At 32.5% G+C, this 18,384-nt stretch carries 7 protein-coding genes; 4 read left to right on the plus strand and 3 right to left on the minus strand.

The genetic code is table 11. The features are described from left to right. Window position 1: 1 nt before the first annotated feature. Window positions 2-12,817, minus strand: a complete 12,816-nt coding sequence (locus QZV68_RS03010) for a non-ribosomal peptide synthetase (protein ID WP_296878455.1) — start codon at window positions 12,815-12,817, stop codon at window positions 2-4. A gap of 924 nt (window positions 12,818-13,741) precedes the next feature. On the opposite strand from QZV68_RS03010, the gene QZV68_RS03015 reads away from it, so the two are divergent. From QZV68_RS03015 to QZV68_RS03025, 3 genes are all read left to right on the plus strand, one after another. Then, window positions 13,742-14,143 (plus strand): hypothetical protein, encoded by a 402-nt coding sequence (locus QZV68_RS03015; protein WP_292883071.1) that lies wholly within the window; start codon window positions 13,742-13,744, stop codon window positions 14,141-14,143. A 349-nt stretch (window positions 14,144-14,492) separates the two neighbouring features. Beyond that, a complete protein-coding gene (locus tag QZV68_RS03020) occupies window positions 14,493-14,759 on the plus strand; it encodes a hypothetical protein (RefSeq protein ID WP_292882476.1) in 267 nt (88 codons plus the stop codon). 262 nt (window positions 14,760-15,021) lie between these two features. Beyond that, window positions 15,022-16,188, plus strand: coding sequence for an ATP-binding protein (locus QZV68_RS03025; protein WP_296878457.1), 1,167 nt, complete (start codon window positions 15,022-15,024; stop codon window positions 16,186-16,188). 169 nt (window positions 16,189-16,357) lie between these two features. On the opposite strand, the gene QZV68_RS03030 is transcribed toward QZV68_RS03025, so the two are convergent. Next, on the minus strand, window positions 16,358-17,440 hold the full coding sequence (locus tag QZV68_RS03030; protein ID WP_296878459.1) for an MFS transporter: 1,083 nt from the start codon (window positions 17,438-17,440) through the stop codon (window positions 16,358-16,360). A 71-nt stretch (window positions 17,441-17,511) separates the two neighbouring features. Between QZV68_RS03030 and QZV68_RS03035 the strand changes: the two genes are divergently transcribed. Further along, window positions 17,512-17,970, plus strand: coding sequence for a helix-turn-helix domain-containing protein (locus QZV68_RS03035; protein ID WP_296878461.1), 459 nt, complete (start codon window positions 17,512-17,514; stop codon window positions 17,968-17,970). A gap of 21 nt (window positions 17,971-17,991) precedes the next feature. Here QZV68_RS03035 and dmpI read toward each other — a convergent pair whose 3' ends face one another. Then, the gene (dmpI, locus tag QZV68_RS03040) at window positions 17,992-18,177 is read right to left on the minus strand and encodes a 4-oxalocrotonate tautomerase DmpI (RefSeq protein WP_058738979.1); all 186 of its coding nucleotides are present in this window, start codon (window positions 18,175-18,177) and stop codon (window positions 17,992-17,994) included. Window positions 18,178-18,384: the final 207 nt, after the last annotated feature.

Here is an 18,384-nt window from a genome sequence, read left to right on the forward strand (position 1 = left end):
CTCACCTAAAGAAATTCAAATCATTCAAATATTTAACAAAATTATAAATGTACTCCTTAGAAATCAATGGCCAATTAATGCCCAGACGATACAGCACTTGAGTAGTATAATAGTTTTCAACTGGAACCCATTCTTTTTTAACTTTACCTGATCCAATTGAAGTAATTAAACCAGAAACTCCATCCTGCTTGGATTTATCAGCCAATGCATCATTTAAGACCTGTTCATATTCTTCATTTTCACAAGGTTCAATATTTAAACCCAACGGCTTTATAATATCAATTACATCTGCAAAAGTAATCTCATGAGAATTATACGGATGGAAAACAACACAGTTCTTTGGTGTTTTGGCCAATGCAACAATTGATTTGGCAGTTATGTCAATCTGACTGAATTCAATGCTGTCGGCCAACATTTCATAAGTCGCTTTTCCCATAGTGATGAAAGCCTTTAAACGATTAATGAATCCGTTTGACTCAAAGTTAATCTGGAATTCACTGTCCGAACTTCTAGCCATCAAGTTACCAACTCTCATTATTTTAACGTCAAGGTCATCTTCTACAGCCGCCTCAAGCACTGCCCTTTCAGCTAAAAACTTACTGCCAATATACTGATTGTCCACTCCCTGACCTATGAACAGATTCCTTTCATTATAATCAACGTCCAATGGTGGGAAATTATCAATACTTTCTCCTGCAACACTGCATGTTGAAACTTGGACATATTTTGCATCTTTCATTTTGGCAAACCTTAATCCGTTAATTACTCCTCCAAGATTGATATCTTCTATATCAGTTCCGGATGAGAAGTGCTTAACATTAGCTGCACAGTTTATAACCGTATCAATATTTAAATTCAGAATATTTTCAAAATACTTGAAGTCAGTGATATCACCTTCAACCACTCTCAATCTCTCATCAATGATAGACTCACTAATATTGTCTTCAAAGTAATAGAACAATAAAGATTTGAGCCTATCAAGACCTGATAAACTACCTTTGGACCTTACAAAACAGTAAATTGTGCCGGATTCCGCTTCTAACAGTTCATTTAAGACATGAATTCCTAAAAATCCGGTAGCTCCTGTCAATAGAATATTGCCCAGACTGTCCTCCAATTTTCCGTTTATCATTGATTGCAAATTATTTTTACTCAATAATTTGTTGATTTTAGAATAATCATATTTGCTTTCATCTTCGGATTGTGAAGAATCCCTTTGAGAAATGAATTCGGAAATCTTTCTTGGAGTAGGATTTTTAAATACATCACCATAATTTAATTCATAATCCCTATTTAAAGCTGCCAATGTAATTTTAGTGACAAGTAGCGAAGTGCCTCCAATTTCAAAGAAATTATCTTCAACGCTTACTGTGTCAAGTCCTAAAATTTCGGCAAATGTGTTTGCAAAGAATGCTTCAACTTCATTTTCTGGACCCACATATTCTGAAATAAGTTCAGGTTCAGGCAAGCTTTTCAAATCTGTCTTACCATTCAAGGTTTGAGGCATTTCATCCAATTCCATATAAACAGTAGGAACCATATAATATGTTAATTTTTCAGAAAGATTATTCTTTAATTCCTCAATGTCAAATGAAAATTCATTGGATGCTCGATTTTCAACTTTATATTCCTCATCAACAGTGAAATAAGCACATAAATGGTCATTGCCCTTAATTTTTCTAACGACCACCGCAACGGAATGAATAGGTTCGAAATTGGAAATGACTGATTCAATTTCACCAATTTCAATTCTAAGGCCTCTGAGTTTTATCTGATTGTCCAAACGTCCGTGAATGTATATGTTTCCTTCTTCATCTGATTTGGCAAAATCTCCTGATTTATAGAATCTTATTCCATTAATCTCACAGAACGCCTTCTCATTATTTTCCGGCCTATTTAGATAAGCTCTTGAAACTCCACCTCCTGCAATATACAATTCTCCCATAACGTTTGGAGGCAGAGGATTGCCATCCAAATCCATAATGCTTTCATAAACATTGAAATAAGGCTTGCCTATATTCAGTTTTCCATCATCAATCAGATGCGCATTACACACAACCGTTGTTTCAGTAGGTCCGTACATGTTATAGACCTTTGCATCAAGGCCATTGAGAATATCAAGCAATTGTGGAGGGAATCCTTCACCCCCAATGGATAAAACCTTAAATTTAGAAAATTCTTCACCCAAATCATCCAATTCGAAGTATTGTAACAGACGTGATGGAGTTCCGCTATAAACATTTGCACCTGTTCTTTTAATGAAATCGCATAAAGCTAAAGGATCCTTATATTCAGCATCATTGGCAAATGCAATCGGAATTCCGTTCATCAATGCAGTCATTGTTTCCTGATGAAGCATATCGAATGCAACTGTGGAAATGGATAAGGCCTTATATCCTTCTTTTTTACCGTTTATTGCCACTTCATAATTATAAACACTTCTGGAATCAGGATAGACAAAGTTTGCAAGGTTCCTGTGTTCTATCATCACTCCTTTTGGAAGACCTGTTGAACCTGAAGTGTAAATAATATATGCAAGATTTTCCCCTTTTAATTCCGGATCCGGGTTTGAGGTATCTGTCTCTTCAAGCAGCTCTGAAATTTGTATAATATGGTTTGAATAATCACTTAAATCAATATTTTTAATCTCCACAATATCATCAATAATGATGAATTTAGAATCACTGTCAGTTAAAACGTGCTCGATTCTATCCTTAGGATAATCGGAATCAACCGGAATGAATGCCGCCCCTGATTTTAGGATACCGAATATGGAAGCAAATACGTTACTGTCACGCTTCAATATAAACATAACCTTGTCTTCAGCAACAACTCCTCGCTTGATAAGTGCATTAGCTATCTTATTAGCCCTTTCGTTCAATTCTTCATAGGTAAAATCGCCATCTTCAGCAGATATTGCCAAATCATGAGGATGCAATTCCACCTGCTTTTCAAATATTTTATTTAACCTATATTCATCCAATTCTACAAGATTCAAATCGTCAACGGACAATTCATTAGCTTCAACAATGGAAATATCTTTTAATTGGGTATCTTTATCAAATGTTATAAATTTATTTACAACAACTATAAAACTATTTAAAAATGTTTGAATCAATTCCTCGGAATATAACTGATCATTAAAGCTCATTGAGACATCATATTTATCTTCAACCTCTGAAATGTTAAGATTCAATTTAAATTTAAGGTCATCTTCATCCAATGCTTCCCTTTTTACATAATCCCCATTAATCTTTATGTCTTCAACAATGTTTCCATGGAATGCATAGAGAAACTCCGGCACAAATCCATATTTATCGGCAATTTCTGTTAAAGGATATGAAGAATGAGCCAATACATCAAACCATTCCTTATTTGCATACTCAAAGAATTCATCAATGGTCAAATCAGAATTTACATTCAAAGCTATAGGCAATGTTTTAACCATCATGGCCAATGTCTTTTGCTGATTTGGATTGAACCTACCATTGGTAATTGTTGCAATTAATAAGTCTTTAGTATAGGCGAATTTTGATAAAACAAAAGAGGAGACTGCCAGGAAGAAATTGTTTTGACTTATTGACAATTCGCTGCAGAAATGATCTATTTCATCTTTTTCAAGGAAAATAGTTTTCTCCAAACCAGTACTCTCATTTTCATCACCGCTTAAATCCGGAGTCATTAAAGTAGCTTCATCAAATTCTTTAATTTTATTGAAGAAAAACAGTTCTGATTCCTTATATAAAGAAGATTCCTGAGTTTTAACTTCATTTAATGAATATTCGAAACCGTTGATTTCTTCTGATTCATATTCAATGCCGTCATAACTTTTTGCAATTTCATCAAATAGTATATTCAATGAAGTTCCATCTACAATTATATGATGGAAATCGCAAAGAATTGAGGTGTTGGCTTGAGTTTTAATAATTCTAAACCGGAATAACGGTCCTTCACTTAAGTCAAATGGTTTGACAAATTCTCTTTTGAAGTTTTCATCAATGCTTTCCGCTTCAACTATCTCAATTAAATCATCTATAACCAGATTATCCCTACTTTCCTGATATGCAACACCGTCCTGCATTACGATTCTTGTTTTTAAGTACGGATGAGAATTGATTACTTTTATAATAGCTGATTTGAGTCTGTTTTCATCAATATCACTTCCCAATTCAATATATTTAGGAAGATTATAATTCAATTTCTCATAATCCTTTACGCAATCGAAGTAAACGCCCAACTGATTAGGAGTTAACCTATAATACTTATGTTCACTTTCATCAGTTTCGCTTTCAGCAAATCCGTCATTGATTTCAATGTTTTTGGCAATATTACGAATTGTTGGCTGCTGAAGAATGATGGTAACATTGATTTCCTTATCAAGTTTATTGTAGATTTCTGTGCTTAGCCTCATTATTGTTAATGAAGTAAAGCCCAGCTCATAAAGGTCATCTGTAACTCCAAAATCATCAAAGCCCATAATTTCACTGCAAATTTCAAAAATGCTTTTTTCAAGTTCGCTATCGGCATTGACATGTTGTGAACTTAATTTTGGAACAGGCAAACCTTTAGCATCAATTTTTCCGTTTGGTGTTTTAGGCATCTCATCCAATTGCATAAACGAAGTAGGAATCATATATCTGATTAATTTTAAAGAAAGATAATCTTTTAAATCACTGACATCGATATCTTCAGCCGCAGTGAAATATGCGCATAGTATGTCCTGATTGTTCATCTGCTTTACAGCCACTACAACATTTTCAATACCAGGATATTTGGAAATTGCAGATTCTATCTCTCCAGGTTCAATTCTTTGACCTCTAAGCTTGATTTGCTTATCTTTCCTTCCTACAATGACCAATTCATTATTTGAATTTTTATAAGCCAAATCACCGGTTTTATAGAATTTCAAATCATTTACAAATAAAAATTCAGATTTGTTTAAATCATCCCTATTCAAATAGCCTGGAGTGGTTTGAACCCCTGCAGTACAGATTTCACCAGTAATATTGTTAGGCAATGGATTACCGTCGATATCAATGATTAAATCTATATTGTTTGGAATAGGTACTCCTTCAGTAATTTCATCACCGTCAATTAATTTCTGATGTGTTGCAATTGTATTTTCAGAAGATCCGTATGAATTAAATATTTTTGCGTCGCTGTTGGCACGTATATCACCATAGACCGATGGGATGAATTTCTCTCCGCCAACAATAATAATCTTAAATTGTTTAAGCAGGTCTTTGAACTCAGTGACTTTCATATACTCCTGAATTCTTGAAGGAGTTAATGATAAACCGTCAACTTTTGAATCTTTAATCAGACGAATTAGCTTGGAAAGGTTTTTGCTTTCCTCATCACTAGCAAGAGTCACTTTTGTTCCGTTGATTATTGTCGCTAAAACTTCTCTTAAAAATGCGATGAACGTGGTTGTGGTCAATGACAGCATATTGGAAACGTCATTTTGTATGGCATGAATTGCAATATTGTCCTTGCTAGGATTAATATAATTTATTAGACCTTTATGAGTAATTTTTACCCCTTTCGGTTTTCCAGTAGACCCTGAGGTATAGACTATGCAAGCCAAATCATCAGATTTTATGTCAACATCCAAATTGCCGTCATTCTCATTATCCAATAGTTCATCAATGTTTGATTGGATGACCAATTTGGCACCAGTGTCCTGCCTAATAAAATCTGTCTGCTCTTCAGGCTGTTCAGTTGACACTATTGTAAATGAAGCGCCAGTTTTTATCACTCCATAAATGGCAGATATTAATTTAGCTGACCTTTCAAGTTTTAGGATAACGTGGTCGCCGGAACACACACCCAAATCAACCAGACTATGTGCAATCCTATTTGATAGGCCATTCAATTGATTGTAAGACAATGTTTGGCCATGGTCAATAAGAGCAATCTCTTCAGAGAGATTTGAAACAGAATCTTCGAACAATTCCTTAAGATTTGCATCAATCTCAATCGCTTCAAAATCATTGTGAATCTCTCTTAATTCCATTTCCTTTTCACTTGGCAATAATGAAATCTCATCAACAGGTTTAGTGAAATCTTCCTGCAGCTTATTAACCATCAATCCAATATTATCAGTTAAATCCGCAATGAACTCCTGGGAATAAAGTGCATCATTATACCTTAAGAATACCAGATAATTGTCCATGTCCTCTTCAATGTAAACACTTAAATTGAATTTTGGCAAATCAAGTGAAAGGTCTTCAACCTTTAAGGAATTGACTTTGCCACCATCATTAACCATTTGGTATTCAATATCCACACCCACCTGATAGGCATAGTAGATATTCGGATTGATATTATATTTTTCAAATAATTTAGTATACGGATAGTTTTCATGATTGATTGTTTCAATTAATGTATTTTGAACTGAATCGAAATATTCACCAACACTTTGACTTGTATCGATTTTATGAATGAACGGTAGTGTTTTTACAATCATTGCAATTGTATTTTCATAATTTGGATTCAATCTACCGCTGGAAATAGTTGCAATTAGCATGTCTTTTGTATATGTATATTTACTCAATGCCAAAAGAGTTGCAGATAAAAATAAATTATTTGGAGTGATATCGTATTCTTTACAGTATTTATCAATCGAATCCTTACTTATTGAGTTACAACATTCCCCTAATCTTGCAGTTTCAATAGGTTTAGTGATATTTGGTGTGATATCAGTACTAATGTCAATCTCAGCAATTTTGGAATTGAAGAATTCTTCGGATTTAATGTAGGAATCTGACCCCTCCTGTCCATAATCTTCGAGAATATATTCAAATCCAGTATATCCCTCAGATAACATCTCATTATCATTATATGCATTAATCAGATTTTCAATAAATACATTCAATGATAATCCATCAAAAATGATATGATGAATATCTAAAAGTAATGTAGTTTGATTGTTATAATAAAATATTTTCACCCTGTAAAGTGGAGAATCAAGTAAATCAAACGGTTTTGCGAAATTTTCTCGAACTTTGATACTGCATTCCTTATTTAATATTTCCACATTGACTTTCGCATCATCCTGACGTTTAATGCATACTTTTCCATCTTTTTGTGTGATGATGCTTTTTAGATAGCTGTGATAATCAAATACTTTTATCAAAGATTCCTTTAATCTTTCAGGATCGATATTTTTACCCAATTCTATAACGAAAGGCATGTTATAAATTAACTTATCCGGATTTTTGACCGATTCTATGTATACGTTTAACTGATTATGGCTTAACGGATAATAATCCTGTTTTTCATAATTGACCTTTACAACTTTACTTGTATTGATGAGAAGATTTTCCAAATCACAAATATTTTCTGCATCCATCAATGTTTTAAAAGATAAAGAAGCGTTAAAACTGGAATATATCTCATGTGAAAGTTTCATTAGGGACAGTGATGAAAAGCCTAAACTAAACAGATTATCAGTAACACCAAAATCTTTGAAATTCAAAATTTCACTGCATATCTCATACAGCTTTCTTTGAACATCATTTTTAGGCATCACATATTCAGTTATCAAGATAGGCTCCGGCAAATTCTTAACATCAACTTTGCCGTTCGGTGTCTGCGGCATCTCATCCAATTGCATAAATACTGTTGGAATCATATACCTGGTAAGGCGATCCTTTAAAAATTCCTTTAAATCATCATTATCAATTGTCTCATCAGCAGTATAATAAGCACATAAATGGTCATTGTTATTAATCTCTTTAATCACTACCACAACTTGTTTTATATTTGGATATTTGCTTATGCTAGTTTCAATTTCACCTATTTCGATTCTTAATCCTCTTAATTTAATTTGATTATCTATCCTTCCCTTAATGTCAATTTCACCATTTGGAAGTTTGATAGCATAATCTCCGCTCCTATAATAAGGAATGCCATTTATGGTCAAAAATACTTCTTCAGTTTTTTCCGGCATGTTGTAGTATCCTTTTCCAACACCAATACCTCCAATGTACAATTCACCCATTACACCCAAAGGCAATAGCTTGCCATCAATATCACGAACATCAGTAACATAATTGATTAAAGGAAGACCCACTGTCAAATCATTTACATCAGTAACTTCCTTGTTGTTTGATGTGATTGTCGTTTCGGTAGGACCGTAACTGTTGTAAACAACAGCATCACTGTATTGCCTTAAATCCTCGTAGACTTTAGTTGAAAATTTCTCCCCACCCAAGAAAACGCATTTCAAGCAACGAATAGCTTCACAGAACTCTTTAACCTCCAGGTATGAAGCCAATCTTGATGGAGTAAAGTCAGCAACTTCAGGTTTGTTTTCATTGATTAATTGAGTCAATTCAGGAATATTCTTAATTTCAACATCATTTGCAAATACCAATTTCAATCCATTGGAAAGAGAAGTAAGAATATCATCCGTAGACACGTCAAAAGAAATTGTTGTAATACAAAGCAGGCTATCATAAGTGGATTTAGGATTTGAAACCTGATTGCAAATGTTTTCATGGCTAATCATTACTCCCTTAGGATTGCCTGTTGATCCTGAAGTGTAAATCATATAAGCCAAATCATCACCAATAACGCGAATATTCGGATTATCACAATCCCCTTCTTCAAGAAGTTCATCAACATCCAATGAAAGTTGGGAAGTTTCATTGCATATAATATAATCCGCCTGACTGTTTTCATAAATGTACCTAATCCTTTCTTTAGGATATTCAGGATCAATAGGAACAAAAGCACATCCCGCTTTTAAAACACCTAAAATAGAAGCGATGAGTCTACTGTCTCTTCCAAGCATTATAAGAATATTGCTTTCTGGCTTAACACCCCTTTTGATTAATGCATTGGCAATCCTATTACTTTTCTCATTCAGCTCAGCGTAAGTTAAGGTAACGTCACTTGCAACCAATGCCACGTCATTTGCCTTTTCGACCGCTTGTTTTTCAAAGCGTTTATGTAAAACCGGATTTTCAACTGGGGTGAAATCAGGCAATTCATCAGATTTGTTCAATTCTATTTCATTAATCTTCAATTGTTCGATATCATTATCGACAAATTGGTTTAAAATGGATAAAACACTATTCAAGAATGTTTTAATATATTTTTCACTGTACAAAGCATTATTGTATAAAATAACCAGTTCCATACTGTCTTCAGTTTCATTAACATCAAAAGTTATTTTATAATCGGTTTCAAGGGAATTCAAATTTTTTATACTGTACACATCATTGCCGAATTTGACTTTTTCTTTTTCGAGATTGTTGTATGTATACATGAATTCCGGCTTCAAATCAAATTCATCAGCAATATTGATATAAGGGTAATTGCTGTGCTTGATTCCATCCTTCCAGATGTCATCAATTTGTGTGAATAATTGCCTGACTGAAATGTTCCTGTCTTCATTGATGGAAACTATAGGGAATGTTTTAACTAAAAATGCCTGAGTATTATAATAATTAGAATTCAATCTGCCGTTGAATATGGTTGTCAATAACGTTTTGTCACTGAATGTGTATTTATTTAATGTCAATATTGTGCTTGCCATGAACAATATGTTTGGCGAAATTCTTTTTTCGGCGCAGAACTCTTTTATAAATTGTGAATCTATATTTTCAGAAATGGACTCCAATCTGCCAATATCCTCATCATTGTTCAAGTCCGGAGTCAGAACAGTTGATTCCACTTCTTTTGACAGTTGCTCATGGAAATATTTCTCACTGGCAACATATTCTTCACTGTCCTTGCCTTCTTTTTCAATCAGAGAACAGATATATCCGTCAAAGACTTCCTCTTCAATCTCTTCACCATTGTATGCATTGGCAAAGTTATTGAATAATGCATCCAATGATTCACCATCAGATATTATGTGATGGATATCAAAGAATAGAACTGTTTCATCAGTTGTCTTATAGATTTTAGCTCTGAATAGCTGATTATTTAATAATTCAAACCTCTTGACATTTTCTTTTTCTATTTCCTCATCAGAAATATCATTCACTTCCACAATAGGAATTTCATCAATAGGGATTGAATCGTCACGTTTGTGCATCAGTTGGCCCTCATGATTGACAATTCTAGTTTTGAGATAAGGATAGGCATCAATAGTTTTGATAATGGATTCTCTTAATTTCAATGCATCAATTGACTTATCAAACCTTACGATTGCCGGAAGATTGTATTGCGCTTCATCCGGATTCTGAGCACATTCATAGTAGACACCCAATTGATTAACCATCAATGGATAAAATGTAATATCAGTTGAAGATTCAATCAATTCATTTAAATCCTCATCGGATTCGGCATTATCAATTTGACCGGCAATATTGCGTATTGTAGGATTATCTAACAATTCAAGAATATCCAAATTAATATTGAATGATTCAAAAATGTCTACATTGAACTTCATCAATGACAATGAGGTAAATCCAAGTGAATATAAATCATCAGTAACACCAAAACCATCGGCATTAATATATTCGGATACCATTTCTAGCAATTTCTCTTCAGTATCATTGACCGGCAAAACATTTTCAAACACCAATTTAGGTTCAGGCAAATTCTTAACATCAGTTTTACCGTTTGCAGTTTGTGGAATCTCATCCAGCTCCATATAAACTGTAGGAACCATATAATAAGTTAATTTTTCGTTCAGATGTTCCTTCAATGCATTAATATCAATGGAATAATCCTGTCCGCCGTTTTTAAACTCATCGTAAACAGTAAAGTATGCGCATAAATGGTCGTTACCGTCAATATTCTTAAGAACAACTGCAAGAGATTTGATGCCTTCAAATTCCTTTATGACAGATTCAACTTCACCTATTTCTATTCTTAATCCACGGAGCTTGATTTGGTTATCCATTCTTCCAAATACATAGTATTCCCCTTCTTCCGTGACCTTTGCAAAGTCTCCGGACTTGTAGAACCTGATTCCATTTTTTTCTACAAAAGCTTCAGCATTCTTGTCTGGACGGTTATAGTATTCTCTGCAAACACCTTTTCCTGCAATATACAATTCTCCAATTACATTTGGAGGCAGAGGATTGGAATCTTCATCCATGACCTCCTCATAAACATTCAGCATTGTTTTTCCAATGGTAATCTTATTGCTTTTAAGCAAACTGGAATTACAATAAACTGTGGCTTCGGTCGGACCATACAGATTATATATTTTTCCATTGGAATTTTTGGAAAGCAGGTCATATAATCTAGGAGGGAATGATTCACCACCAATCAAATATGCTTTAAAACCGTACATAGTCTCCTGCATTGATTCGATTTCAAGATATTGAAGTAAACGTGAAGGTGTGACCACATAAACATTTGCTCCGGTCCTTTGAATTAAGTTCTTCATTTCAATAGGATCCTTGTATTCGCTATCATCAGCAAATACTATTGGAATGCCATTTAAAAGTGAACCCATTATTTCCTGCTGAAAAACATCAAAGGCAACAGTAGTTGTGGATAAAACTTTATACTTCTCTTTTTCAAGATTATGGACCAATTCATAAGTATAAATGTTTTTTGGGTCAGGATATACATAATTTGCAAGATTCCTATGTTCAATCATTACTCCCTTTGGAAGCCCTGTGGAGCCTGAAGTATAAATCAGATAGACCAGATTCTCAGGAGAAACGTCGACATCAGGATTGGAAACGTCTTCTTCTTCGAGCAATTCATCAATATGTAGCAGCTTATCAGAGTGGGCGGATAAGTCAATATTTTTAATATCCACAATATCGTCAACAATTATGAATTTTGAGCCACTGTCTTTTAAAACATGCTCTATTCTGTCATCCGGATAGTCGGAATCAATTGGAATAAAGCATGCCCCTGTTTTTAAAATACCAAAAATTGAAGAAAAGACGCTGCTGTCACGTTTTAGAATTATCATGATTTTATCTTCAATTCCGACACCTTTTTTAATTAGGGCATTTGCAATACGATTGGCTCGTTCATTTAATTCATTGTAAGTAAAATCGCCATCAGTGGCAGTTAAAATAACATTATCTCCATGCAATTCCACCTGTTTTTCAAAAATCTTATGAATCAGCAACTCGCCAATTTCAACAAATTCCAAATCATCAACATTAGGAACATCACGATTAAGTATGGAAATATCTTTTAGAAAAGTATTCTCCAATTCATCATCGGAAAATTTGATTATCTTATTTAAAACTATTAAAATACCATTTAAAAATGTATTGATTAATTCTGGAGAATATAAAGCATCATTAAACTTGCATATTAATTCAAAATCATTTTCATTCTCTACAACATTTAATATTAGAGCATATTTTTCTTCCTTGGAGAAATCATCGCAGTTGAACTGATACAAAAATTTAGGATTGAAGCCAAAGTCATCAACAATTTGCAACAATGAATCATGATGGACAATCGAATTTAGCCATACTCCATTAATATCTGATAAAAAAGATATGACGTTTAAATTCGTATCCAGATTTAATATTAAAGGATATTCTTCAAAAGATTGATTATCAATAATCCCACTATTTGCAAAAAGTAAGTTCTTATTATAAACAAATTTAGACAGTACAAAACTTGAAATTGCTAAAAATAAATTATCTGGTTCAATATTTAAACCATTACAGAATTTATTTACATAATCAGAATCAATAAATGAACCTATCCTATGAATTGAACCTTGCAATTCATCTCCATTTAAATTAGGGGTGATGAATGTCTCATCATCGATTTTCAAAATTTGGTTTTTGAAATAATCTTCAACCTCATTTTCACAAACCAACATATCTTTTTCTTCAATGCCCTTCGCTAATGACAAATTAATACCCATAAAACCTCTCCAAATAATCTTATACAATAAATTATTTTTTTATCAATATTTATTATTTATTGAAAGATTTAAAAATCCTAAGGAACGAAAAAATCATAATATTCAAAATTTAATGAATAATTTTAAAATTATAAAAAGGGATTGAGAAAATAGTGCATTAGCTTCTTAATTGAAGAATTGGTGGAATAAGATTATATTAGAGTGAAATGTTATGATTATGATAAACCAATAAGAACACGAATAATTCGTATAAAACTTATAAAAAAGTTCCGATACTTACTCTTTTTCAGCACTGAAACTCTAATGAAAAATTTGTTTTGTAGTTATTATTAAATCTTTTGAAACCGTTGAAAACATTAAAATCATTGTCTGATATTGTAATATTTCTTTCACTCCGTAAAATTGCTTTAATTTTAAACAAAAACTATATATCATTTCTAATTTAATATGATAATATTAATTACAGTTTAATTAAGTAAAATAAAGCTATTGAGGAATGAAAATAGCCAATGAAAGATTCATCATTGAAACATATGGCATATAGGACAATGGCAAACAATTGACTTGGGAAGAATTATGTGATCTCATAAATAAATTGTATGAAGAAAATAAATTGCTGAAATCAGTTAAAACCATAGATTCTATCATATCTAAGTTAAAAATAGAAAATGATTGTTTGAAATTCAAATTGGAAAGCACAAAAAAATTGTTACAAAAAATAAAAGATTATTGTGATGACATAGGGATGATAATTGATGGCTATAAATCAGATGCAGAAAGATATTGGAGTTGCTTTATCTTGGTTTTCATTTATTCCGAGTTATGAAGCATATGAAGAAGATTTAGAGGTTTTTAAAGGTTAAAATCATATTCATAAAAAGATTTAGGTGATTTTGATACCTATACTGGAAAAGGAGCTATTGAATGAATGATAAACGAAAAACAGTCCCTCTTGATGACATTATTGGAATACTTGACATTCCTCCAGTTGAAGGAAGGTTTCATGAAATTCTTTCTACTCAAGAAATATTAGATACTGAAACAGACATCAAATATTATGGATTAGTAGATAGAGAATTTCTAGAGCTTGTCAATAAAATAGTTGAAGAAAAAGAAAAGTACTTTGAAATGGGAAAAAACGAATATGAATCAAATAAAAGATGCCATTTACACAGATTAAGTGTTTTTCAAGAATATGCTCAAAAATATGAGAGAGACAGTAAAGAGCATGATCTTATCTGTGAAATAGGTAGTAAAATAGGATTGCCAACTGGTATTTTTGGTGATATCAATCATAGAGCTGGTAAAAGTAATGGAGGATTTTAATGACTAATAAAAGATTTATCATAGATTGCAAGGGCATTATCAACAATTGGAAAACAACAAATTCATAGACTAACCAGGTGAAAAAAATGACTGATTTCTTATATGGTCTGTTTTTAGGTTCAAGTTTTGTACTGAATCTTGTTCTTATATTATATTGTATCCTACTTATAAAAGCATATAATAAAGTGAGTGATGATAATTGATAGTTATGAATTGCATAATGGTGTTGAACCAAGATTAAGAACTGGATATGTTAATAGGAGAACTGCTTACAAAAAAGTAGAAGAATAGAATAATAGAGAGAAAAAAAAGTGCATTGTTATTATATTAAAGAATTTGAGGTGATTGAGTGACTGAAAAACAATTTACAGTAGAAGACATTGAAGACATGATTTATCAATTAGGAGTATTAATAACAGATGCCTCACAAGGGCTCCTCATTACCACTTTGAAAAAAAATTTTTTTGAAGAATATAAAAAATTTGACACAATTACTGCATGGGAGTGTTTTGTTGATGAAGTGAACCGTATAGAATCCGTTGTAGAATTACATGACTTTCTTGCAGAATGTAATAAGGAAGATTGGAAATTATTATTAGAAAGATTTGAAGGATGATTTTGAATGTCTAAAAATATTTAATTAATTATTTAATTAGTCATGTTCCATTAAATAATTTTCATTTAATCTAATTATTCTATTGAATATATTCGATTTAATAGAACTTGTCCAATTTAATAAAACAATCATATTTGTTCTATAAAATAATATTTGTTCGATTTAATGGAATATGTCCAATAACAAAAAACATATTAATTAGATAAAATAAAATAATAATAAAATAAGAGGGAAGTTTAACATGAAAATAATGCCCATTTCAATGCCAAAAGATATTGACAAATACTTTTTTAATAGGATAAAAGATATTAACATGATTAACACACAATTATCCACAGTAAAATTTGATATACCCCCACAACTCTTAATAACTGGATATCGTGGAGTCGGTAAAACATTTTTGCTTAGAAAAGTATTAAATGATCAAAGCAATGATATTTTAACCGCATTCATTGACCTATCAGAAATTATGGGAAGACAAAAAGGAAATCTAACTGAAGAAAAAGTTTTAAAAGCACTCCTAAATGCAATTGATGAAACAATTTCACAAAATAAAAAATCCTACAAAAAATGGATAGGAAAAATTACATCAACTATTAAAAAGTTAGAGCTGAAAAATTATGACTTTTCAGACAATGTAAATGTATTTGATATTCCAATTCCAGTAATTTCAGATAATTATGATAAATTGTCAAAATTCGTAATGGAATTGCCTCAAAAGATTGTTGACTCTTCAAATGATATAACTGGATTCATAATTGTAATTGACGAATTCCAATTGCTTAAAAATGTTGAAGACCCTGAGGCATTCTTTTGGTTAATGAGAAGTTTCACACAAAAACAATTCAATGTTGGATATGTTTTCACAGGTTCAGTTTCAAAAACCGCAGATATAATAAACATGATAAATGGTCAGGAAGGGGCATTCGGTGGAAGACTGATACAAATAAACATAGAACCATTTACCTTTGATGAAACAAAAAGATATATTGATGAAAAATCAAATAATTTAAAATTCTCAAATGAAGGATTTGAGAGATTTTATAATTGTACACGAGGAATACCATTATATATCAATAGCTTATCATCAATTTTACCAAATAATACAGTTTGTGATGAAGATATTATAAAAGAAACACTTCTATTAAATATAGACCAGGTAGCTATAATGTGGATTTATATCTGGGGAAGATTATCCCAAGGGGAAAAAGACTTTATCATTTATCTATTGGAACATGATGGGGCGACAAGGGCAACTTTAGATAAGCAATTAGGATATTCCAAATCAAGTGTTACTAGATTCATAGATTCCCTATCAAATCAAGGGATAATTGAATTTTCACAGAATAAAAAATTTGTTTTGGTCGATAAAATGCTACAATTTTGGTTGAAAATCAAATTTGAAACAGCTGGGTGTTATCCACTATGATTAATTTAATTGAAAACATGGAAAACAATTAAATTATTTTAAAAAAATACGAATAATTCGTATAAAATGTATGATATAGTTCGCATACTTATCAATTTGCCCACTAAAACTCAAATATATGATTAATAGAAATAAAATTTAAAAAATTAGATATTGGAAGCAAAAATAACTAATTATCTAATGATTCATCAGCATATTTAAATTTACTTCTTGAAAACAGCCAGACAATCAATGCCGCAACAGAAACCGCACTTGCCGCAATCATTACATATGACCATCCCCCCAATGACCATAGAAGAGATGCAAGAGCACTTCCAACAGCCCCAAATATAAAGTTATTCACAACAAAAACCGTGTTCAATCTGCTGCGTTCACCTTGAGATAAGTTAAACAATCTTGTCTGGGTCAAGACACTTACTCCCTGAACTGCAACTGAAAGTACCGCTGCAACAATCACAATGGCAACAATTGAATCACTGAATGCAAAGCCGCACACCATACTAACAAGGCAATAGTTAAACGGCTCTGCGGACAAAAGAAATGTTAAAGAAGTCCAGAATATGTTGAAAATCAAACCGAATATCAGTCCTGAGTGCAGCAATATGTTTGGCAATGAGCTATGATTTTTAAAGGTGGTGAAAACACTTGCCAAAAGTTTCCCATATGATTTGAACTTGTTTTTTGCAGGAATTTCCGGCAATACATAAATCATTACCAAAACCATGACCAGATTCAAAGCGGCCGCTATAACATAAACGGATCTCCATCCCCAAAATCCTGCAATGATGCCGCTTGCAAACCTTGAAAAGAGGATACCTGTTGTTATTCCGGATGATACAATTCCAACGATGTGGCCACGTTCATCCTCACGGCTCAAATCCCCTGCAAGAGGCAATATGATTTGACCGGAAATTGTTACAATCCCCATACTGAAGAGTGACAGTGACAATATGATAAATGAAGGTGATATGGCACAGGAGACCAAAGCCAATACGGAAAGCACCATTACAAGGGCTATCATACGTTTTCTTCGAACAAAATCACCCAAAGGCAAAATAAAGAGAATTCCCATCGCATAGCCTATTTGGGTTGCAGTAACCAGAAGTCCCCCATTTGCCGCTGGAAGACCAAAGCCATCCATTATCTGGACAAGCAACGGCTGGGCCCAGTACAGATTACCTATTGCAAGACCTGAACATATCGCAAACAGTATCGCCAGGAATTTAGTCATGACTATATCATTATCATTCATATTATCGCACCAATTAAAATTTTCTAATCAAATATTTAAAAAATAGGGTATTTAAAGATAAAGTGGCATCAATGACATCTAAAAAACTTAATATTAAAACATATATAACAATAAACATGACTTTAAATCCGAAAAAACTTGCATATTACGAAAAAAAGTATGAGCGAAACCCCCTGGAAGACACTCTCAAATTCATGAGCAACAAGTGGACACTGCATGTTTTAAGAGACCTGTTTTTAGGAAAAAGTCATTTCAATGAATTTAAAGTCAACAGACCCTCCCTGGACAACAAGGCACTGTCAAGATGCCTTAAGACAATGCAGGATAATGGCCTTATTTACAAGACAAATGAGGGCAATGATCCAAAAAATACCCAATATTTCCTAACCAAAAAGGGAAGGTCACTGAATAAGGTATTCTATGAACTGTTACTGTTTGCTCTTGAAACGGATGTCGACAACGAACATTATTCGGAATATGAAAAAAAAGAATTGAAAGAAATGTATAAGAAAATTCTGGAGTTGAAATGAAAAGAATGAATTTTTAAAAATCTATTCCTGATTACTTAAAAGAACACCACCGACTCCAACATTGTCAAATTTCCTTTCGTTGAACAGCACATATATCATTTCTATCGGAAGGCCTGTGACTCTTGAAGCGGATTCGCTGAATTCTTTTGCTAAAATTTCTTTTTGCTCTTTTGTTAATTCTCCTATATCAAAACTTATAACTGGCATATTATCACCAATTGAAAATTAAATTTTTCTAAATAAAAAGTTAATGTGGCATGAAAGCCACTTAATTAATAACTATACCCTCTTGAAAAAGCCACTGTTATAACGAACAATTCGTATAAAACGTATGATATAGTTCGCAACATTATCAATTTTCAGTAAATCTCAACATATTATTTTTAAATAATTATGTGGTTTAAAGAGTAAATA

The sequence above is a fragment of the uncultured Methanobrevibacter sp. genome, from assembly GCF_902801725.1.
Classification (GTDB): Archaea; Methanobacteriota; Methanobacteria; order Methanobacteriales; family Methanobacteriaceae; genus Methanocatella.